Here is a 21,495-nt window from a genome sequence, read left to right on the forward strand (position 1 = left end):
TGGATTGAAATTTCATACATAAAATAGATAGGTATATCAAAATGATGTCGCACTCTACATGAGTGCGTGGATTGAAATTTACTGAAAGTCGAGGATTGGCGGGGGAAAGCGTCGTCGCACTCTACATGAGTGCGTGGATTGAAATGGAACTGGAGGACGGGTATTATTGCAAGTTCAAGTCGCACTCTACATGAGTGCGTGGATTGAAATCTCCCCTACCTCTGGTAAGTTGATGTGGGCATAATGGTCGCACTCTACATGAGTGCGTGGATTGAAATATATTGCATCTCCTCCTGGCCAGTGGTACACTGACGTCGCACTCTACATGAGTGCGTGGATTGAAATCATTATCTAGAGCAATTCCACCAACTACAGTGTTGTCGCACTCTACATGAGTGCGTGGATTGAAATTCAGCATCATAACGGTACTCCCATTTTCGGTGGGCGTCGCACTCTACATGAGTGCGTGGATTGAAATACACTATCGCCCCCGTCATTAAAATTAATCTTCCGTCGCACTCTACATGAGTGCGTGGATTGAAATTCAAACGTGCGCAGCGAATCGCTGAACCACTCCCGTCGCACTCTACATGAGTGCGTGGATTGAAATTCTGCTGGGTCAAGGTCGGTCAGAGCCAGGGCCTTGTCGCACTCTACATGAGTGCGTGGATTGAAATTGTTTGCACTCGTAGCAACGCCAGTTCTTTTGTCCGTCGCACTCTACATGAGTGCGTGGATTGAAATCTACTCTGCTGATCTATCGCAAATTAAAGTGAGTCGCACTCTACATGAGTGCGTGGATTGAAATCTCGGAAGACTCCCCGAAGTCCGCCCCAATACCGTCGCACTCTACATGAGTGCGTGGATTGAAATAAAATCAATTATCTCCAGGCGCGAGATGGTTAAGGCGAGTCGCACTCTACATGAGTGCGTGGATTGAAATGAGAACAAGTCGTCAGAGTTAACAACGCCTTGACCGTCGCACTCTACATGAGTGCGTGGATTGAAATCCGGCCATTGGCTACTCGCAGGCAGTGCGTCCTGGTCGCACTCTATATGAGTGCGTGGATTGAAATACCGCCCCCGGCCCTTATTTGAGTTGTTTTTGCAGTCGCACTCTACACGAGTGCGTGGATTGAAATATGTAACGGGCCCGCTCATGATAGGTCATGGTATGTCGCACTCTACACGAGTGCGTGCACTGATATTAGAGAGGTGCTAGGGTCTACGCTGTAGTACGGGAGTGCACTCCATACGAGTGCATGGATTGAAATTGCGTACCCTTTATATTGAGAGGCGAGTCTAGTTGCTACGACCCGTCCCCCTACCTAAAAAATCATCTGATAACGCTGATAATTCCTACAGATTTCTTCAAAGTCAGAGGTATGGAGCAGATGCCGGTGTAAGACGGTTGTTCCATCGGAGAATGACTCTACATAAGTAGAAGAGCTTGAATTTGGACGAAGAGCAGAGAGTTGATGAGGTTGAATGATGCCTTCTTTTACAGCAAGAAATAGTAAGACGTCCTTACTGAAGAAAGAAACGGGTGGGGAAATCGGCGTACCCAGTTTGAGGGTTTTGTGTGCTTCCTGAGTCATGCGGTCCTTGATATTAATTATACCGAGATCGTTTGAGGCGATAGCTATGTTTGACAGCTGCGTAGGATAGTGCGAGAGCAGGGCGAAGCATAATGCTAGGACCGAGACTTCACCTGCATTCTTTTTGGTGACCATGGTTTGCGTTTCACGGGTAAAGAAGCCTTGCTCATAATATTGTTCAATCCAATCATCCGGATAATCCTCTGCCCCCAAACCCTTATACAGGTTAAAAAACCGCTGGGAGTGTTCATTCGGCGCTGCCAATCGAAATAACTCCATCAGCTTTTTGTCGCTGTAACCTAGCATAGGCAAGTAGTCATCCACCTCATCGACGATAAAGGAAGGTTTGGGAAGAGAAGCGATGTATGCGGCTTTTCCCGAATGATGAGCATACTCGGCATGAACCCAGCCCGGGATAAGTACAAGATCATAGCGATTGAAGATGAAAGAGGTGGGGAGTGCGTCTCTATGTTGATAGAAAAATTGAATATTCCCCGTATCCAAAATCAATATTTTTATTTGATTAGCTGTACGTACTAATTGTTCAAGGTCGCTGTAATTACCCATTCCAATGCTCCTTTAGTTCCTTTTGCACAGCGCTGTATTTCCCGGCCCATTTCTCCACCACGCGCAGATTCTCCTGGTACAACTCCACATCAGGGTGCGCCTCAATTTGTTCCCGTATAGCAACCGTAATCGGGTTCAGATTAATAATTAGTGAGGGCTTCATTAAGGAATCATCCAGTGCATATTCATGAAAAATCGCTGACCACTCTTCCATTGACCAATGCTTATCAAAGTACAGTCTGATTTGTTGCTGGAGCGACTCATTCCGGTTTTTTTTGGCAATCTGATAGAGTTGAATCAGCACGGCCTTGTAGGGTGCCTTGAAGGATTTCATACAATGGGCCGCATTAACCAGGAAATCATCATGCCTCAGTGAGAGATAGTAATCATACAAATCATGTCGTCCAAAAATCATCTGGCTGGCAAAATAATCAGCTTTTCGCTCATTTAAATCAAACTCAATCGTAATCTCGTAGTCCTCCAGATGGCTACCCATTTCCTCATGCTCCGTTAAATGATAAATTTCATGCCAGTAGATAAAGTATTGATACAGCCTGGGCTGCGCAGTGTTTATGACCGGGACGGTTAGACCACTAGAGAACTTTCGGATAGCGCCCCCCCAATTCTCATCCGGGATCGGGAGTTCAATCAAGTTGTATTCTTTCAGGATTTCATAGGCCTGCTCTTCCAGAGGAAGGGATCTCCATTTGATTAGGCGTTTGTCAATATAAGCGATATGCTCCTCGACTTGCCGTTCAATCTTCAGATTGAGTTCCACTGTCTCATCTAAGTTTTTGCTCGTAATCCGCACGTTCTAACCCCCTCAACGTAAATACAAAGAATAAATATCCAAAATGTTATCCAATCCATCTAAAAGCTCCCTAACCACCGGGTCCTTCGCTGAACCACTACTATGATCGGAGTAAGCATAGGCTGGGGGAGCTGAAGGGAGGGGGATTCGTGATGTAATGAAGTAATCTTCTGGTAAATCAAAGGCACAATTGATCTTTTCAATTTGCGAGTTATATTGTTTAGGGCTGGGACTTTCACCTTTGATGATTTGGTCGATGGTTGGGCGGGAGATCCCTGTCTGCTTCGACAAAGAGAGTTTAGAGAACCCTTTCAGCCGCAAAAAGTTCACCACATTCTTAGCAATCGTCTCCCGGTGCTCGAAATAATTAATGCTCATGTTTACACCTCACTTTGTGTAAGATACGTTGTATTATATTTTGTATTATAAAGGAATTGAAAAAGGTTGTAAAAATTATTTTTACAAAATGTAAATTTATAAATTAGTATTGGTGGGAAGCTGGAAGAATATACTGGGATTTTGAAAAGAACAGGATGAGTGTAACTAAGCGGGAGCGAGTTGAAGGAATTATTATTTGGTAGAATATGAGATATGGAGTAATATGGAATGGTGAGCTGGTGCGAATGCCAAGCTGATATGGAAAAAGCATAGGTTATGCTGTTTTACGCTGTCGCACTCTACGTGAGTGTGTGGATTGAAATCTTTTAGGTCCTTTAAAGGGACCGCCGTAATAGGTTGCACTTTATGCGAGTGCATGGATTAACCGTGATACCATGCAAAAAAGAAGCTAGTTCCAGACTACTCTGGACTAGCTTCTTTTTTGTAGAATATTTAATCACAAGTTTCAATCCACGCATCCTTTGGGAGCGACTAAGCACTTTATTTATATTATATGGAGTACTGGCAGGATGCAATACATGGAGGATGGTATATTTCGGATCATATTGGATTTTTTTGTATACAACTCATCAGTAATGAGTTAAAATATAAACATGGATTTAATTTTTAAACACAAGAAGATAAATGGGAGGTGAATAATGTACTACGCCCACAGCACAGATTCTGCAAATAAAAGTGAGTGGCAGTTATTATTGAATCATCTAAATGAAGTGGCCCAATTAACAGCTAAATTTGCTAGTCGATTTGGAATGGAGAAATGGGGTTACATAGCCGGTTATCTCCATGATCTTGGGAAGTATTCTGATGAATTTCAAAGCAGGCTTGAGGGATCAAGTAGAAGAGTAGATCATTCCACGGCAGGAGCAAGAGAAATCATTAAGGCTGCTGGTTCTAATCAACGCTTGGCTGTAATCTTATCCTACATCATTGCTGGTCATCATAGCGGCTTACCAGACTATGGGACAATTTCGGGAGCGGATTCTTGCCTTGCGCGTAGACTGGTAAAAGATTTGGATGATTATAGTGCAGCTTTTCGTGAGGTCAAAATTCCGGAACTGCCAGCACAGTTTTCGTTGCAGCCGGGAATATCATCATCTTTTCAGATGTCTATTCTTACTCGAATGCTTTTTTCTTGCCTGGTCGATGCAGATACTTTGAATACAGAACGCTTCTTAAACCCGGATCAAGCGGATAAGAGAGGAGTAGCTGCCAATTTCCTTGCTTTACTTAAGCGCTTTCAGGATTTTATGGCTAAGCGATTCTCTAAGCCTAGTAGTCAAATTGATTATTTGCGTACAGAAATATTCAATGAGTGTATGGGCATAGCATCACAACCCCGGGGCCTATTCTCATTAACCTTACCTACTGGCAGTGGTAAAACGTTGATCTCGCTGGGCTTTGCTTTGGGACATGCAGTGCAGCATAAGGAATTGGAGCGAATCATATACGCAATTCCTCATACCAACATAATCGAGCAAAACGCTGCTATTTTTCGTGATGTATTAGGGGAAGAGGTTGTGCTGGAGCATCATTCCAATGTTCACCATGACACGGATGAGTCGGAGGAATTATTAGAAGAAGAGAAGGAAGTGCGCAGGCTCCGTGATACGAGAAGGCTTTCTGAAGAGAATTGGGACATGCCTGTTATCGTGACGACAAATGTGCAGTTTTTTGAATCACTGTTTTCTCACAAACGTTCCCAGACACGTAAGCTGCATAATCTTACGAACAGCGTTATCGTGCTGGATGAAGCACAGATGATGAATGGAGCTTTTTTCAAACCTTGTATGTACGCACTGGAGGAGCTTGTTCGGAATTATGGGTGTACTGTGATTATGTGTACTGCAACACAGCCGCCAGCTTCGGAAACATTGAATCACCCTCGTATGAAGCAGCAAATTGATGTTAAGGAAATTGTGACTCACCCGGAATTACGCTTCAGACAATTTGAACGTGTAAAAGTATTCAGCCGTGGAATTGTAAGTCTCGACAGCTTAGCTGAAGAATTGAATGGTCTGCGTCAGGCATTGTGTATTGTTAATACACGTAAGACTGCCCGTGAGCTATTTGAGTCTTTGCAGTGTCTACATTCCAAATCTGCTAATACACTTGAGGGATTGTATCACTTAAGTGCGAGAATGTGTCCTGTACACAGAATGGATATATTAAACGTGGTCCGTCAACGCCTTGAGTCCGGTCAGCCTTGTTTCTTAATCAGCACGCAATTAATTGAAGCAGGAGTGGATGTGGATTTCCCGGAGGTATACCGTGAGTTAGCTGGACTTGATTCAATTGCTCAGGCGGCTGGACGATGTAACCGGAATGGGAAATTGTCTCATGGAAAAGTGCATGTGCTTGAATTGGAGCGGGGACTACCTGCGGGTTGGATGAGTTTAACGGGCAATATAGCTAGAACTATTCTTAAAGATAGTTTAGAAGAAGGGCTTGATCCGTTATCTGTCTCAGCAGTTGAGCGGTATTTTGCCGAACTTTCTTATTTTCAGCATATCGGCAACAAAGATTCTACTGACGGCAAGGAGATTATCGCCAAGATTGAAAGAAACGGCAGACAGCTCGCATTTCCTTTTGCTGAGATCGGCCGGGAATTCCGGATGATTGATGAGCAGATGGAGCCGATCATCATTCCCTACAAGACTGAAGAGGAAATGCTTGTAGAGGATAATAACACTGCATTCTCGATTCTGCTTAAGCGTCTTCGCCATGCTCCTCAATTAAGTAGAGAGCTTGTGAGGAAACTTCAGCCTTATACGGTTCAATTATACGAACAGGAATATGAGGCTTTTAAGCAAGCGGGAGAACTTACAGAGATTAGCCCGGGCATCAGAATGCTAGAACGTCCTGATTTATGGTACAGCCATCAGACGGGAGTCAAGCCTTACTCTGCTTAATGAGCAAGAAAGCTACCTTAATAGCTAACGGAGGTGAACATATGGGATATGGTATTAAGCTCCATGTTTGGGGGGACTATGCATGTTTCACGCGCCCGGAAATGAAGGCTGAGCGAGTCAGTTATGATGTCATCACTCCGTCTGCAGCTCGAGGTATTCTCGAGAGCCTTCACTGGAAGCCGGCCATCCAGTGGGTGGTCGACCGTATTCATGTGTTGAACGAAATTAAATTTGAATCCATTCGCCGCAATGAGACAGAATCTAAACTATCTGCTGCTATTGTTAAGTCAGCTATGAACGGCAAAACAAGCAATGTTCGTCAGAATGTGATGGAGGAACGGCAACAGCGGATGACCTTAATGCTAAAGCAGGTCGGATATATTATAGAGGCACACTTTGAGATGACCTCAAAAGCGGGAGCTATGGACACTCCACAAAAGCACTATAATATTTTTCTCCGCCGTGCGCGTTTAGGACAAGTGTTTCAACAACCCTACTTAGGTTGTCGGGAGTTTCCTGCCAATTTTCAATTAATTGAGAGTGGACAAGCCATGCCAATTTCTTATTATGCCGGGGCTGGAGAACGAGATTTGCAGTGGATGCTCTGGGATCTCGATTACGAAGCTAGTATGGAGGCGAAATTTTTCCGTGCTGTAATGAATGCGGGAATTATTGACGTACCAGATTTGAGTAAAGGAGGGAAATAAGATGATCACCCAGTCTCTTTATGAGCGTTATCTAAAGCTCTCTCAAGATCCGGCTTCAGGTATGGCTCCACCTGGTTTCAGCACGGACAAGATCTCTTTTGTGCTGGAGCTTGGTACAGACGGCCGACCGCTGCGTATTTTGGATATCCGTGATAATCGTGGCAAAAGGCCTTTGTCAATTTCGATGGATGTACCGGAGCATGGAGCACGTTCAAGCGGGGTGAAGCCTTACTTTTTATCGGATAAAGCAGAATATATTTTTGGTCTGATTGAAAAAAACGGAGTTCTTTTCACATCGCTCAAGAAATTTGAGGCCAGCCGCGTGTTGCACCGTTCTCTGCTCGATGGTTGTGTTTCACCTGATGGCCTTGCAGTCTTGAATTTTTTTGAACGTTGGAATCCTGAAGAGCCTGAAGGTGATGAATTTTTTCAACTGAGTCTGAACAAAGCGCTATCTGGAACAGATAATAACTTTATCTTTAGGCTGCAAGGAAGCGATCCCTTCGTTCACCAGACAGCTGAAATGATAAGTATCTGGACCCACTCTCGAAGAGAAGACAAGGAGGGAGCCGTCTATGGAACCTGTCTGATCTCCGGTGAAGCGAACCGTCCCATTGCCCGTACTCATGAGATCAAGATCAAAGGGGTTGCAGATGCTCAATCCGTTGGAGCTAATTTGGTTTCTTTTAATTTTCCTGCACTTCTATCCTATGGTAAAGAACAAAGTTATAATGCACCAGTGAGCGAGGAAGCGGCAGCCGGATATGCTAAAGCATTAAACCATCTGCTTGCCTCTAGGGAGAATCGGTTGCGGGGCGTAGGTGATATGACAATTGTCTTCTGGGCGGACCGTCAGCTAGGGCAAGGAAAGGAGTGGGCTGCCCAAGAGGAAATGTTCGGAAGCTTTTTTGATAACGAACCGGAGGAACAACTTGAGGAGGATTCTCAGGGTACTGAACAGCTAAAGGATATAATGCTTCGTGTTCGCAGTGGTATGGAAGTGTCAGAAGATATGTTGCCTGCTCCACAAGCACTGTTTACTGTACTGGGGTTATCGCCGAATGTTGCCCGTCTGGCTGTTCGTTATTTCTGGCAGGGTACTTTTGATTCGCTTTTTGCGAAATTGTCACAGCATTCCACGGACATGGCTATGAGTCGTCCGGGGGACAAGTCTCCTGTGCTGCCAAGTCTTTATCGGGTTATGCGGGAAACGGTCCACGCAAATATGGATTCAGGCAAAATGAAGAAGGCAACCGCTGCTATGGCTGGTGCGTGGTTTCGTTCTGTGCTTCAAGGCAGTGCCTATCCATATTCAGTATTTGCAGCAATTATCGGTCGTATTAGGGTAGATGGAAGAATATCGCCTTATGGTGAATCAGCGGGAAGTGCATGGGTTCGGGCGTCAGTCATCAAGGCGTATTTGCAGCGTTATGCACGAATCAATAACAATGATGTGCTGAAAGGAGCACTGACGATGGAGCTTAACGAGAATAGTGAGACACAAACTGTAGCCTATAGACTTGGCAGATTATTCGCTGTCCTGGAAAGGGCACAGATCGAAGCCTCAGGGGGGTACGGCAAATTAAATACGACGATTAAAGATAGGTACTTTTCCTCTGCTTCTACTACTCCTTTGGCGGTATTTCCGAACTTAATCCGTCTGGCGCAGGCGCACATCTCTAATCCAAAGGCAAAGTTCGGAAAGTTCAGAGACCGGGATATCGGTGAGGTGTTATCTGGTGTTCCTAAATTTCCAACCCATTTGAATCTTGAAGAGCAAGGTTTGTTTATTCTTGGATACTATCATCAGGCACAGCATACTGGCAGTAAATCAAACGTGACTGGCACTAATTCGGAAACGGATGCCCCTATTCCAAATAACAAGGATAAGAAAGGTGAGGATGAACAATGAGAACCCCTATTAACCGCCATGAGTTTACGATCTTTTTTGATGTTAAGAATGGCAATCCGAACGGAGATCCTGATGCCGGTAATATGCCGAGAATTGATCCGGAAACAGGGCACGGAATCGTAACAGACGTATGCCTTAAGCGCAAAATCCGCAACTATGTAGAAGTAACAAAAAACGGGCAAGAAGGTCATAATATTTATGTATCTGAGGGCGCGGTGCTCAATGAACAACATCGTCAAGCCTATCGGGCGTTGCGCGAAGAAGATACAGATAAATTGAAAGAGTTGAAGCCTGCGGATAAAGCAGAGAGCTATAAACTTACCCGCTGGATGTGTGATAACTTTTTTGACGTCCGCACGTTTGGGGCGGTTATGACTACTAAGATTAACTGCGGACAAGTTCGTGGTCCTGTACAGTTTACTTTCGCAAGAAGTATCGACCCAGTATTCTCTCAAGAGCTAACTATAACCCGTCAAGCTGTTACCCAGGAGGGAACTGATAAAGAGCGGGAGATGGGACGCAAGCATATCATCCCCTACGGACTTTATAGAATGGATGGTTATATCTCGGGGCATTTGGCTCAACAGACGAACTTTACTTCGGATGACCTGGAACTGTTGTGGGCTGCGATTGAGAATATGTTTGAATATGATCGCTCTGCCTCCCGTGGACAAATGGCACTTCGCAAATTGATTATTTTTGAACATAGTTCAGTATTGGGGAATGCGCCTGCTCACAAGTTGTTTGAACGTATTTATGCTGAAAGTGTTCCTGGAGTGCCAGCGAGAGATTATAAGGACTACCATATCACTATTGATCGTTCTGAGTTGCCTGAAGGGGTAAATATGATCGAGAGATAGAATTGTTGGACAAAGAGGGTCTCATGCTTAAGTATTGCTGCTTGCCCGCCATTTGCGAATGATCTGTATGAGTCTTCGGAAATAGGTTTAGGAAGCGTTTGTGCTAATCAAGTACGATGTAAGTACAACCACGAGTACAGGTCAGAGCAGGCTGCGGCGGGTAGCTAAGGTCTGCCAGAATTACGGGTAGCGTGTTCAGAGCTCAGTGTTCGAGTGCATAGTGGAAGCAGTGTAATTTATTGAGCTGAAGTTGAAGCTGAAGGACATTATTGATCAGAAGGAAGATAGTCTCAGATTCTATCAACTGGGAAAAAACTATAAAAACAAGGTTGAACATGTGGGGATTAAGGAATCCTTAGAACTTAAAGGCCCGTTGATCCTGTAGTGTGAATGTGAGGCTCACATGAAATCCCTGGGAGATTCGCACCACACTTTTAGAAAATTATGTTAATATATTGATGGGTTTATGTTTGAAAGTAATGAAATACGTGAATCTACATCTAAAAGGAGGAGTTATTTCCTTTTTTTGATTCAAAATCTCTGTCGCTCCTCGTGCAGGAGCGTGGATTGAAATTTGTTAATCAGCATCAAGACGAATTTATCGGCCATGTCGCTCCTCATGCAGGAACGTGGATTGAAATTGGTTGGTGAGCCCCCGGATCTGCTCTTGCAGTTGTCGCTCCTCGCGTAGGAGCGTGGATTGAAATATCACTGTCACCGGGACGCCGGGGTATGAACTGGCCGCTCCTCGCGTAGGAGCGTGGATTGAAATATCACTGTCACCGGGACGCCGGGGTATGAACTGGTCGCTCCTCGCGTAGGAGCGTGGATTGAAATTGAAACATGGTGTTATCGTAACCACAACGGATGGATGTCGCTCCTCGTGTAGGAGCGTGGATTGAAATCCTCCCTGGAGATAACTAAAAATAAATTCCAACTGTCGCTCCTCGTGTAGGAGTGTGGATTGAAATTTAGCCACTGTAAATTCCCCCTCGAATGAATTGTCGCCCCTCGTGTAGGAGCGTGGATTGAAATCTCGTACGAAAAACGCGCGTCCTGTAGTGCCCTGTCGCTCCTCTGTAGGAGCGTGGATTGAAATCAGGGTACTATGGGCGCGGGCTTTATCAATGTTCTGTCGCTCCTCGTGCAGGAGCGTGGATTAAAATCGGATGAAGCCTGGCTTCGCGATCGGCGCGTCGGCGTAGCTCTTCATGTAGGAGTGTGTATTAAGAGTGGGGGGATCGGCACTATCACAGGTATGGTCTGGCCCCTCCTTATGTACGAGCATGGATTGAAATCACACAAAGAATAATCGCCCTCATACCAACACCTGCCCACAAACTCTCAACCCACACGTTCTTTCGCCCCCGATACTTCACCAATCGCACTAACCCTCCCCCACCCCCGTACATATCCCACAAGTGAGTATCCGACCCGGACCCTGACATGTTAAAATAGGAGCAATGTGTACATCCTATGTGTGAATTTAATCGGGGGGGCAACAGGTGAGAGCGTTGAGATTGAGAGATTACATGGGCCCTTCGGAGACTTCGGCGCACCGGCAGGCGAAGTGGGTCAAGCGGTTTCTGTATACGTATTGGCTGGTGATTGCTCTGCATTTCCTGGCCCAGCTGGGGTCTTTTGTATGTTTGCCGTATCCTATGGGAGCGCATGAGTTCTACTATGATGTGTTGCTCTATCCGACATTGCTGATGAGTGCGGTGGTCGGGTTGACGCAGCTGGTGGATGTTGCGGCACCGAAGTATTCCTTCGTGCTGCTGTTTGTGGCGGGGACGATTATCGCGATGATGATTATTCATCTGAATATGGACATCCGGATTATCGGGGCGTTGATGCTGCTGCCGATTATTGCGTCGGCGATTTTTTTTCGGCTGGATCTCACCTTGTTCACCTCTGGCCTGCAGGCGGCGGCCTTCTTCATTCTCTACCGCTGGGATTACTGGTTCAAGTATTATCTGACGGATTTCGACCTGATTGCGATTCCCCTCTTTCTGCTGGTAGGCACGCTGGTGGCGGGGATTGTCATTATTAACGGGCGTGAGCTGGCAAGCGATCTGGAGGCTACTCTGACGGCGAAGCAGGACCTGATGATTGAGAATGCGGTGATCCGCAAGCTGTCTACCACTGATGCACTGACAGGACTGTATAACCATATTTCTTTTCACGAATTCTATGAAAAAGCGCTGGAATACGGCAGCCAGGGTGCCCCGTTCCATCTTGCGCTGGTGGATATCGATAATTTCAAGCAAATTAACGATAAGTATGGACACCGTACCGGAGATATGGTGCTGGCGCGGGTCGCCCAGATCATTAAGGACCACATCTCGCCTGCAGATATTGCGGCCCGCTACGGCGGGGAGGAGTTCGCGATCCTGCTGTTCGAGAAAAGCTTCGAGGAAGCTTACGCACTGATTGAACAAGTCCGCCAGGAGCTGTCGCATACGTCCCATGAGGAGATGGAGCAGCGGGCGGTTACTGTCAGCATCGGACTGCAAAGCTATGCCGAAGGCATCTCCAAAGAGAAGCTGTTCGAGGAAGTGGATCATCTGCTCTATACCGCCAAGCATTCCGGCAAAAACAAGACCCTGACCCCGCTGACGCAGCGCAGCGCTGTGTAGGCTGGGCCCGCTAAGTCTGTTAACGTTCCGATCTTCCGCAGCCTCTACGCCTGCCTGTTCACAGCCTAGCCGCTTCACCCGACACCCAGCTTACTCCGCCGGACCTTCGTCAGCCGCTGCTTTCTTGCGTGCCCGGAACCGCCGGACTTTCATCAGATTCCCGCACAGCTTGTCGTCGCAGTACCGCTTCGAGCGGTTGCGGGTATCGTCGTAATAGACCCAGAGACAGTCGGGATTCCCGCAGATACGGAAGCGAGAGGGCTCCTTCTCCAGCAGCGCAGCCGCAAAAGAGGCGGCAACCTCCGCCATAATCTGCCCCCAGTCCGCACGCTGCGGCTGGAGGGAGATCTCGGCTTCACCTGCTGCCGTCCAGACCACCTGACGTACAACGGGCCCGTCGCTCATGTACGTATTTAACTGCGCAAGCAGCGCTGTAGACGGAGACTCTCCCGCGACCAAACGCTGCAGCTCGTCCCATAACAAGCCGCGCAGGCCTTTCAGCTGCTCCAGATCTTCCGGCCGGTGAAGGGCTGCCGCCGGCAGCTTGTGCTCCGCCAGCCATTCCGCCAGCCATTTGGGGTCTTCCAGCCGGTCCTGGTCTGTGCTACGGTCACTGGTCCGCCAATTCCGCCAATAGCTGTTCATGAAATCTACCCACAGCAAGCTTCATCTCTCCCTTCACATGATCTTTCCCTTGATTGTAACAGTTAAAATTAAGTTATGCTAGTTACTTGATACGCTCCGCCGATTATGTTACATTGCTTGTGTAACTGTTATTCGGCTTGTTTAGTCGTTACCGAAGCTTGTGTACCTATAATTACAGGAGGGATATAAATGGAAAATAAAATTAGCGATGTACTGGTCGAGAACTGGGATTATGTGATGGATGTGGAGGATTGGCAGCCGCCGCTGGGTGCGGCGCTTGAAGGTGTGGACAGTGAGCAGGCACTTTGGAAGCCGGAGGGAGCTGCGGGCAATTCGATCTGGGAGAACGTTAACCATCTGACGTATTATAAGGAGCGTCTGCTGCGCAAGCTCAAGGGAATGGAGAAATTGCCTGATCTGGAGAGCAATGACGCTACATTCACTGTGACAGGAAGCGGAGAAGAGGACTGGAAGCAGGCGGTAGACAAGCTGAAGTCCATTCATGCCTCGCTGCGCGAGATTATTGTAGCTCTGGAGGAAGGCGCTTATGAATGGGGCGGCTCCGGGCATGCGCCGGGCGAAGAGGTCATGAGCCTGATTCTGCATGATGCCTATCATACGGGACAGATTGTACTGGTCCGCAAGCTGCAAGGCTCCTGGCCTGGCACCCGCCGTTTCGATTAAGCGCAGCAGCCATATTTTACAAGTGATCTGTTCGTAGGCAGCTCTGTTTCAGCTCCAAATCCCCGGGTTAATGGAAGACATGCAGCTATCAACGGAGAGGAGAGATTGAGGATGGAGCCGAATTACAAGGACAGAAGTGTTGAGGTTGAACGGACAGAGGTGCACCGCAAATCGGATTCCAGTCTTGTCGCATCCACGTTCATTAAATATGCAGCTTACATTATTATCACCTTCGGAGTTCTGTTTTTCCTGGTGAAATATGTATTCCCGATGTTCAAATAAGCCAGTTGCCCAGCCAAGTGCAGACTTGGACGGATTCACGCCAAAAAGCCACGAACCCCCTCGGGAGCTCGCGGCTTTTTGTTCAAATATAAGAATGAATATGTTTCACGCTATACATTATCCTTCTGTTTCCCGCCGAAACGGTACCGTCCTGTAAAAGGACGGCAAAGCCGTTTCCACTTACATAACGGCTATACGTTCTTCTGGATCATCTCGTGGGAATCGGCGGTATTCCGGTAAAAGAACCAGCATTCATTCAGCAGTCTAATCTGACGGCAGTCCTTCTTGAGATAGGCCTTCATGAGCTGTTGGCGAAGCCATTGTGGCAAGGGTACCCCTCCTCTGCATGCTTCCTGTGTATAGATAGCATATGGGGGAATACGCCCAAAGGTGCACGGTTAGTTTCAGGTAGCCAAGCCGAATTTCACAAGGACGCCCGGAACCGGCGTTACTGCACCCGTTCTTCTTCCTCTTCGTACCATTGTTCAAGCTGGGCCTGAAGCGCCCGGATTTCGGTCAGCAGTGAGATCAGGGGGTAATGCTCCTCTTTAATAGAGGCAAAAGCCTGCTCCAGCCGGTTAATATACGCCAGCCCCGACTCCAGATGATGCTCTTCGCGCAGCAGCTCCAGCGCCTCGCATTCGGCCACCGCCCGCGGCAGTCCGGGTACATTCTCGGCTGTCAGCTTGTCAATTTCTTTGTTCAGTCGCAGATTGAGGGCGCTTAGCTGGTAAGCATATTCCTCCGGCATCTCCACGAATAGCAGTTCCTGATCCTGCTGCATGATTACGTACCGCATTCTCGGCATCTTTCATTCTCCCTCCGGACTTGTCTTCCTTCTTGACAGTGTAGCCCATAGGCAAGTTACAATTCAAGTAGAGATCTAAATTCAGGCAGAGAGGACCGTGAAGGAACGCTATGACCAGTATGAGCAACGAAGAGCTGCAGCAATGGATGGAGCAGGTGTCGCTGAGCAGCTTTGGCGTGCCTTTCCGGCATACGGCGAGCTTTAACAGCAGACTTACGACAACCGGCGGACGATATTTTACCAAGAGTCATAATATAGAGATTAACCCCCAGCAACTGGAGATGTACGGACGGGAGGAGACGGAGAAGATCATCAAGCATGAGCTCTGCCACTACCACCTGCATCTGGCGAAGCGGGGGTACATGCACCGGGATGCCGATTTCAAAACACTGCTGGCCCGCGTCGGCGGCAGCCGGTATTGTCAGACCCTGCCGGGTGCCAAGGCCCGCAAGCCGCAGCCTTACCGGTATAAGCTGGTATGTATTGCCTGTGCCACCGAGTATCTGCGTAAGCGCCGGGCCGATCCCGGGCGGTACCGCTGCGGTAAATGCTCCGGCAAGCTGAAGCTGGTTGCGCTAGAAGCAGGCGCGGGCCCGGCTACTTAATTTTTGATAACCAGACCTAGTAGTCCGGCAAAAGAAGCCGCCTGCTCCGCAGAGATGATGCAGCCCTCCAGATCCTGAAGATCCACCAGGAGGCCGGTGAACTCGCAGTCGCTCAGGTCAACACCCTTCAGCTTGCAGCCGGCCAGCGTGGCCTGCTCCAGATTGCATTCCGAGAAATACAGGCCGTTCAGGCTGGACTGGTAATAATCCGCGCTGGCCAGCGAGCTGCGCTCGAAGGAAGCCCCTTTGAAGCTGGCGAAACGGAAGACCGCGAATTCCCCGATACATCCGGTGATGGATACATTTTGAAACCGTGCTCTGGTGAAGTCTGTACCAATCATGCGGCAATCCCTGAACTCGGTCCGGTGTATGAAGGCATCGCTGAAATCCACATTGGACAGGTCGCAATGATCGAAGATTACATCGGTAAGCTCAATGCGCTGCAGCGAGGATTCCGTGATGGTAACGTTTTTGAAAATAGTCTTGTCGAAAGCTACCCGGGTGGCCTCCTGATATTCAATGAGCGCTCCTTCAATGAGGCAGCGGCTGAATTCGTCTTTGGAAGCAAGGGTGTGAACGTCCTGCGGCGTAAGTAGCCCGGGATCTGAGATTCTGGGTGGTTCTATCTTGTTACTCATATCGGCCTCCTTGGCATTTCCTATCCTTATTTGTCCTTATTTGATCTGGCCCATGTCCAGGTTGACCCGGTAGTTGCCATACTTCAGCAGTTCATCCAAAATAGCGTTCAGCGCCTCCTGATCCACAGTACGCACCCGCATCCAGTAACAGCCCTCCCCGCTGATGCGGTACAGCTCGGTGACACTCTCATGGGCCTTCGCAAAAGCCTGAAAAGGCGGATGATCCTTATTGCTGCTCAGAAAAACCGTGATAAAGGCGTGAATGCTCTGGCCGATCCACAGCGGGTTATAACGGATGGTGTAGCCCTCAATGATGCCAAGCTCCCGCATTCTGCGGACACGTGCGCCTACAGCCTGGCCGGTCAGATGGACCATCGCCCCGATATCCTTATGGCTTAAGGTGGAGTCTTCGATAAGGAGCTGGAGGATGCGGTAATCGGTATGGTCAATGAGATAGGGGGTCATTTTCTGCAATTCCTTTCCGGGTGAAAGCATATCGTAAGAATCTCTTTCTCGGCACAATGTCTTCTCTTCTTGCCCTGATTTATACTTATTGTATCAGAAAGTGAACATAAGGTAGACATCCGGGAAGAGGTGCATATGATGAAAATAAAGCTGATCCGCCACGCCACCCTATGGCTGGAATACGGCGGTGCAACGTTTCTGATCGATCCCATGCTGAGTGCGCAGGGTGTGAATCCGCCGATTATGAATTCAGGCGATGACCGCCGGAATCCGCTGGTGTCATTGCCCGGTCCTGTTCAGCAGTGGCTGGAGCCGGATGCTGTGCTGGTCACGCATCTTCATCAGGATCACTGGGATGCAGCAGCGGCAGAGCAGTTGTCCAAGGCACTGCCGGTGTATTGCCAGGAAGGTGACGGGGAGCGAATTGCTGCCCAGGGCTTTGGGCGTGTTACAGAGATTAAGGACGCCGGCTCTGTGTCCTTCGGCGGAGTAATTCTGATACGTACAGGAGGGCATCACGGAACAGGGGAGATTGGAGAACGGATGGGCAAGGTCTCCGGTTTCGTCTTCCGGGCAGAGGGCGAACCTGTGCTGTACCTGGCTGGAGATACGATCTGGTGCGAAGAGGTTCAGCAGGTGATAGCCGGGGAAGTGCCGGAGGTGATTATTGTCAATGCCGGGGGTGCCAGCTTCCTGAGCGGAGGTCCCATTACCATGAACGAACAGGATGTGGTGGAGGTATGCCATTCCGCTCCGTCCGCTTCGGTGATTGCTGTGCACATGGATTCAATTAACCACTGCCATGTAACGAGGGAGCTATTGATGCAACGCCTTGAACAGGAAGGCTTGTCCGGCCGTGTTGCCGTGCCGCTGGATGGAGAGTGGATCTGATTATGTAAACGATCTCACAATCTCGCGCGACCCGCTTGACTAACCTGTAGAATCATGATAAATTAATCCTTGTTCATGTTAATGTTCCCTGATAGCTCAGTTGGTAGAGCACTCGACTGTTAATCGAGTTGTCACAGGTTCGAGTCCTGTTCGGGGAGCCATTACTTGGAGAGATACCCAAGTGGCTATAAGGGGACCCTCTGCTAAGGGGTTAGACTGCGTAAGCGGTGCGAGGGTTCGAATCCCTCTCTCTCCGTTTTGATTAAACTTCCCTGCTAGGGATGAGAACCCTTGGTGGTTCGTTGGAGCATAAGCTTCGTTAGCAATGGCATCGCAATCTCTCGCGCAGCGAGAGTATCCCTCTCTCTCCGTTTTGATTATACTTCCCTGCTGGGGATGAGAACCCTCGGTGGTTCGTTGAAGGAGCTCATATTGAGCTCCTTTTTTGCGTCTTTTCAGCAGGAGCGGCTGAATCCCTGGAAGATACGATTGTCCTGTCCGATGTCGTAATTCCATATAGTCGATGTCGCATTTATCTACTAAAAATCCTGCTTGTTATATGATACTTTATAGGTGATGTCAGAATAATGTATATGGAGGTGCAGGCGGGTGAGCATTAGGATTGGCAAGATTAGCTTTTGGCATGTACATGCCTGGGATTATACGAAGCAGGCCCAGGAGCATGGGGATACGGAAATTGCTGCGGTATGGGACGAGGATGCGGAGCGGGGCAGGAAGGCGGCAGAGAGCTTGAATATCCCGTTCTATGATTCTTTGGAGGACATGCTTGCCCGGAAGGATATCGATGCCGTGATTGTCGACGCGCCAACCCATATGCACCGGGAGGTCATGATTGCGGCGGCCAGAGCAGGCAAGCACATCTTCACCGAAAAGGTTGTAGCTGCAACGCTGAGTGAGGTTAATGAAATCCTCTCCGAGATCGCGGAGCATGGAGTGAAGCTAACCGTGTCGCTGCCGCGGCTAAATGACGGTTATACGTTATCGGTTACAGACATTCTAAGCCAGGGACTTCTTGGGCAGATTACGTATGTCAGAGTCCGCTTATCCCATAACGGCGCAACGGCCAACTGGCTTCCCGAGCATTTCTATAGCCTTGAACAATGCCAGGGCGGTGCCTTGATTGATCTGGGATGCCATCCCATGTACCTGACCAGACTGTTCCTGGGTCAAGAGGTGACCGGGGTAAGCGCGAGCTTCGGATATGTGACGGGCAAGGAAGTGGAGGACAACGCAGTAGCGACGCTCTATACGGATTCGGGAGCAATCGGTGTAGTGGAAGCTGGCTTCGTGAACAGCTACTCCCCTTTTACCATAGAAGTGCATGGAACGGAAGGAACTCTATTGTATGGAACGCCTGAAGCAAAGCTGCTCGTCAGAAGTAATAAAGCGGCAAATCAAGGGGCTGCCTGGAACGAGACGCCTGTACTGGCCAATCGTGAGAGCGCTTTTGAGCAGTGGGTAGCCCACATCCAGAACAACACGGTTGCTTCTGACAATATTCAAGCGGCAACAGAGCTTACCCGGTTAATGGAGGCGGCGAATCTCTCAGCGAAGGCAGGACGGGTGATCCGGTTAGCCGAACTGAAGTCTTGTCTTGATCCATTATCCGGGTACAGTGCGTAGCCTATAAGCGGGAGGTTAACATGAGCCCTTTTCCCTTCGAGATTATGTTTGAGAAGATGGATCTGCTGGAAAGACTGGATATTTCTATCCTGTGGGGACATTATGAAATTTCTGTTCTCCGGTTTCATTTGACCTCTTTTCCGCCGGGGAAGGTTATTGATTTCCATAACCATGCTGAATTTGAATTTCATTTCATACCGCGGGGCAAAGGAACGGTCATTCTCGGCGATCAGCAGTATTCTTTGTCGGAGGGAATGCTCTATTTGACCGGACCGGGAGTGATGCACCGTCAAGAAGCAGATGCGGAAGAGTCGATGGAGGAGTTATGTCTGCATATCCATATTGCGGAGAAGCCCCGGGACGATGCAGACCCGTGGGAGGTTGCCGAAGCGGAGGAATGTGTGGAGAAGCTGAGAAACCTGCCGCTTGTCCCTGCACAGGATTATCACAGGGCGATGAAGTGTTTTTTGGAAGCCTATGAAGCCTGTGACGGCAAGCTTGCGGGATATTACACATCCATCAAGCATCTCGTGATTAGTATCTTGCTGAAGGTAACCAGAGCTTATGATACAGGCGGGATGGGAGCTGCGGCACCCGTACGGGACATGCTGTCCTACCGCTATCAATATGCTGTTCAGTACATGGAAGCGAATTATTCGGCAGCCGTGACGCTGGAGAATGTTGCGGAGAAGCTGAATATCAGCGCAAGGCAGCTGCAGCGGATATTTAAACAGACCGATCCGGATCAAACCTTCAGCCGGATTCTTGAGGAGATCCGTTTGAAGGCTGTGTGCAGCAAGCTTGAAGCCAGTAACCTGTCGATCGAACATATTGCGGAGTCTGAAGGGTTCACCACTGCGACCTATCTGCATTCAGTATTCCGCAAGCGGCTGGGCATGACCCCGGCTGCATACCGCAAGGCTAGACAAATACATGAACAGTGAGGATGAGTGACGATGGGCAAAGTGTATCGTGTTGGGGTTATCGGCTGTGGAGGGATTGCGAACGGGAAGCATTTGCCGGCCTTAAGCAGACAGGATAAGGTTCAAGTGGTAGCTTTTTGCGATATTATCAAGGAACGGGCTGAAGCGGCTGCTGAACAATACGGCAGTGCAGATGCTGCTGTCTATACGGACTATCAGGAATTATTGAAGGATGCTTCCATTGACATTGTTCATGTGCTTACTCCCAATGACGCGCATGCGGAAATATCCATTGCGGCCTTGGAAGCGGGCAAGCATGTGATGTGTGAGAAGCCCATGGCCAAAACAGCAGCGGACGCCAAACGTATGGCTGAAGCAGCGAAACGTACTGGGAAGAAGCTGACCATAGGGTATGACAACCGGTTCCGGCAAGACAGCTTGTATCTGAAAAAAGTCTGTGAAGCAGGCGAGCTCGGTCATATCTATTATGCAAAAGCGCATGCGATCCGGCGGAGAGCGGTCCCTACCTGGGGAGTATTCCTGGATGAGGAGAAGCAAGGGGGCGGCCCGCTTATCGATATTGGAACCCATGCGCTGGATCTGACGCTCTGGATGATGGACAACTACAAACCAAAGGTTGTGCTGGGAACCAAATACCACGAGCTCTCCCAAAAAGAAGATGCGGCCAACGCCTGGGGACCTTGGGACCCGAAGAAATTCACCGTGGAAGACTCGGCCTTCGGGATGATTGTGATGGAGAACGGCGCAACGATTACGCTGGAGGCGAGCTGGGCGCTTAATTCGCTGGATGTGGATGAAGCCAAGTGCAGCTTAAGCGGAACCGAAGCGGGTGCGGACATGAAGAAGGGTCTCCGGATTAACGGGGAGAAGCATAGCAAGCTATACACGAACGAAATTGAGCTTGGTGCCGGAGGAGTAGCTTTCTATGATGGCAAAGAAGAGAAATCTACGGATATCGAATTAAGAAAGTGGATCGAAGCGATCGAACAGGATAAAGATCCGGTCGTCACTCCTGAACAGGCTTATGTAGTCTCACGGATTCTGGAGGCCATCTATGAATCGGCACAGACGGGGAAAGCCGTATATTTGGACTAGGCGGTCATTGCCCGAGTCAAATCTCAGATTTCGTAAAAGCTTCAAATGTTAAAAAAGCAGCGATTCTCTTATGGGAGAATTGCTGCTTTCTGTTTTTGGTCCATTGATGTTTGGACGGTTTCTTTTTTGTGTTAAAAAATCTGTTTTCGCATCCCGCTTAAACAGCGGAGCGGACGGAACGACCCGCAGAAAAGCGGCAGCGGTCGCCTTTGTGTCCGGATTTTCACCGCTAAGGGAATGAAAAAAATCTGGACACAACAGCGATTGTAACAACGTTCCGTTTGCGGAGCGTCCTCATCGACACAAACGTCCATCTAACTCCAAAACAAGGGGTATCCCAGCCATTTCATGGCTTATGGACACCCTCTTATTGTTTATATATTTTTTGCCGA

20 protein-coding genes, 2 tRNA genes, 1 pseudogene and 2 CRISPR repeat arrays (1 of these 25 only partly in view) are annotated in these 21,495 nt (G+C 48.6%); of the genes and pseudogenes, 15 read left to right on the forward strand and 8 right to left on the reverse strand.

Annotated features, from left to right (window positions below):
* Positions 1-1,274: direct repeats of the CRISPR family, unit length 32 nt; unit sequence GTCGCACTCTACATGAGTGCGTGGATTGAAAT; it begins 417 nt to the left of the window's first position.
* 54 nt (positions 1,275-1,328) lie between these two features.
* The 3 genes from NSS83_RS26080 to NSS83_RS26090 are packed head-to-tail and all read right to left on the reverse strand — an operon-like array spanning position 1,329 to position 3,354.
* Positions 1,329-2,165: a hypothetical protein gene (locus NSS83_RS26080; protein ID WP_341346821.1), complete on the reverse strand. Its 837-nt coding sequence runs from the start codon at positions 2,163-2,165 to the stop codon at positions 1,329-1,331.
* A complete protein-coding gene (locus NSS83_RS26085; protein WP_341346822.1) occupies positions 2,158-2,976 on the reverse strand; it encodes a hypothetical protein in 819 nt (272 codons plus the stop codon). The genes NSS83_RS26080 and NSS83_RS26085 overlap by 8 nt, the downstream gene beginning before the upstream one ends.
* 12 nt (positions 2,977-2,988) lie before the next feature.
* The gene (locus NSS83_RS26090) at positions 2,989-3,354 is read right to left on the reverse strand and encodes an XRE family transcriptional regulator (RefSeq protein WP_341346823.1); all 366 of its coding nucleotides are present in this window, start codon (positions 3,352-3,354) and stop codon (positions 2,989-2,991) included.
* Positions 3,355-4,013: 659 nt separating this feature from the next.
* Between NSS83_RS26090 and cas3 the strand changes: the two genes are divergently transcribed.
* The 6 genes and pseudogenes from cas3 (at position 4,014) to NSS83_RS26120 (ending at position 12,402) form a co-directional block, all read left to right on the forward strand.
* Positions 4,014-6,284: a CRISPR-associated helicase Cas3' gene (gene cas3 / locus NSS83_RS26095; RefSeq protein WP_341346824.1), complete on the forward strand. Its 2,271-nt coding sequence runs from the start codon at positions 4,014-4,016 to the stop codon at positions 6,282-6,284.
* Positions 6,285-6,325: 41 nt separating this feature from the next.
* A complete protein-coding gene (gene cas5c, locus NSS83_RS26100) occupies positions 6,326-6,991 on the forward strand; it encodes a type I-C CRISPR-associated protein Cas5c (protein WP_341346825.1) in 666 nt (221 codons plus the stop codon).
* Position 6,992: 1 nt separating this feature from the next.
* A complete protein-coding gene (gene cas8c / locus NSS83_RS26105) occupies positions 6,993-8,903 on the forward strand; it encodes a type I-C CRISPR-associated protein Cas8c/Csd1 (RefSeq protein WP_341346826.1) in 1,911 nt (636 codons plus the stop codon).
* Positions 8,900-9,763: a type I-C CRISPR-associated protein Cas7/Csd2 gene (gene cas7c / locus NSS83_RS26110; protein ID WP_341346827.1), complete on the forward strand. Its 864-nt coding sequence runs from the start codon at positions 8,900-8,902 to the stop codon at positions 9,761-9,763. Before cas8c ends, cas7c begins: the two co-directional genes overlap by 4 nt.
* Before the next feature lie 100 nt (positions 9,764-9,863).
* Positions 9,864-10,148: pseudogene (gene cas2 / locus NSS83_RS26115) on the forward strand (CRISPR-associated endonuclease Cas2).
* 169 nt (positions 10,149-10,317) lie between these two features.
* Positions 10,318-10,996: a CRISPR direct-repeat array (repeat unit 20 nt; unit sequence GTAGGAGCGTGGATTGAAAT).
* Positions 10,997-11,268: 272 nt separating this feature from the next.
* Entirely contained in the window at positions 11,269-12,402 is a 1,134-nt protein-coding gene (locus tag NSS83_RS26120) for a GGDEF domain-containing protein (protein WP_341346828.1), read from the forward strand.
* A 90-nt stretch (positions 12,403-12,492) separates the two neighbouring features.
* On the opposite strand, the gene NSS83_RS26125 is transcribed toward NSS83_RS26120, so the two are convergent.
* Positions 12,493-13,065: a CGNR zinc finger domain-containing protein gene (locus NSS83_RS26125; RefSeq protein WP_341187279.1), complete on the reverse strand. Its 573-nt coding sequence runs from the start codon at positions 13,063-13,065 to the stop codon at positions 12,493-12,495.
* A 171-nt stretch (positions 13,066-13,236) separates the two neighbouring features.
* Here NSS83_RS26125 and NSS83_RS26130 point away from each other — a divergent pair, with 171 nt between their 5' ends.
* Both NSS83_RS26130 and NSS83_RS26135 read left to right on the forward strand, forming a co-directional pair.
* A complete protein-coding gene (locus NSS83_RS26130) occupies positions 13,237-13,731 on the forward strand; it encodes a DinB family protein (RefSeq protein ID WP_341187280.1) in 495 nt (164 codons plus the stop codon).
* A 111-nt stretch (positions 13,732-13,842) separates the two neighbouring features.
* Positions 13,843-14,013 carry a hypothetical protein gene (locus NSS83_RS26135; protein WP_200869223.1) on the forward strand — a complete coding sequence of 57 codons (171 nt, stop codon included), beginning with the start codon at positions 13,843-13,845 and terminating at the stop codon, positions 14,011-14,013.
* A 191-nt stretch (positions 14,014-14,204) separates the two neighbouring features.
* On the opposite strand, the gene cmpA is transcribed toward NSS83_RS26135, so the two are convergent.
* Together cmpA and NSS83_RS26145 are read right to left on the reverse strand one after the other, a co-directional pair.
* On the reverse strand, positions 14,205-14,342 hold the full coding sequence (cmpA, locus tag NSS83_RS26140) for a cortex morphogenetic protein CmpA (protein WP_143804182.1): 138 nt from the start codon (positions 14,340-14,342) through the stop codon (positions 14,205-14,207).
* Between the two features lie 119 nt (positions 14,343-14,461).
* Positions 14,462-14,821, reverse strand: a complete 360-nt coding sequence (locus NSS83_RS26145; RefSeq protein ID WP_036697237.1) for a hypothetical protein — start codon at positions 14,819-14,821, stop codon at positions 14,462-14,464.
* Positions 14,822-14,940: 119 nt separating this feature from the next.
* Between NSS83_RS26145 and NSS83_RS26150 the strand changes: the two genes are divergently transcribed.
* The gene (locus NSS83_RS26150) at positions 14,941-15,426 is read left to right on the forward strand and encodes a SprT family protein (protein ID WP_341187281.1); all 486 of its coding nucleotides are present in this window, start codon (positions 14,941-14,943) and stop codon (positions 15,424-15,426) included.
* On the opposite strand, the gene NSS83_RS26155 is transcribed toward NSS83_RS26150, so the two are convergent.
* Positions 15,423-16,064, reverse strand: coding sequence for a pentapeptide repeat-containing protein (locus NSS83_RS26155; RefSeq protein ID WP_341346829.1), 642 nt, complete (start codon positions 16,062-16,064; stop codon positions 15,423-15,425). The two genes, NSS83_RS26150 and NSS83_RS26155, sit on opposite strands and share 4 nt — an antisense overlap.
* Before the next feature lie 36 nt (positions 16,065-16,100).
* Entirely contained in the window at positions 16,101-16,529 is a 429-nt protein-coding gene (locus NSS83_RS26160; RefSeq protein ID WP_341188074.1) for an Lrp/AsnC family transcriptional regulator, read from the reverse strand.
* Positions 16,530-16,667: 138 nt separating this feature from the next.
* Between NSS83_RS26160 and NSS83_RS26165 the strand changes: the two genes are divergently transcribed.
* From NSS83_RS26165 to NSS83_RS26190, 6 genes are all read left to right on the forward strand, one after another.
* A complete protein-coding gene (locus NSS83_RS26165; RefSeq protein ID WP_341188075.1) occupies positions 16,668-17,420 on the forward strand; it encodes an MBL fold metallo-hydrolase in 753 nt (250 codons plus the stop codon).
* Between the two features lie 85 nt (positions 17,421-17,505).
* Positions 17,506-17,581, forward strand: a tRNA-Asn gene (locus NSS83_RS26170).
* Positions 17,582-17,587: 6 nt separating this feature from the next.
* Positions 17,588-17,676: transfer RNA gene (locus tag NSS83_RS26175), tRNA-Ser, on the forward strand.
* 353 nt (positions 17,677-18,029) lie between these two features.
* Positions 18,030-19,064: a Gfo/Idh/MocA family oxidoreductase gene (locus tag NSS83_RS26180; RefSeq protein WP_341187283.1), complete on the forward strand. Its 1,035-nt coding sequence runs from the start codon at positions 18,030-18,032 to the stop codon at positions 19,062-19,064.
* A gap of 20 nt (positions 19,065-19,084) precedes the next feature.
* Positions 19,085-20,008, forward strand: coding sequence for a helix-turn-helix domain-containing protein (locus NSS83_RS26185; protein WP_341187284.1), 924 nt, complete (start codon positions 19,085-19,087; stop codon positions 20,006-20,008).
* A 12-nt stretch (positions 20,009-20,020) separates the two neighbouring features.
* Positions 20,021-21,103: a Gfo/Idh/MocA family oxidoreductase gene (locus NSS83_RS26190; RefSeq protein WP_341346830.1), complete on the forward strand. Its 1,083-nt coding sequence runs from the start codon at positions 20,021-20,023 to the stop codon at positions 21,101-21,103.
* Positions 21,104-21,495 lie beyond the last annotated feature (392 nt).

Source organism: Paenibacillus sp. FSL H3-0469 (assembly GCF_038051945.1).
GTDB lineage: Bacteria > Bacillota > Bacilli > Paenibacillales > Paenibacillaceae > Paenibacillus_AQ.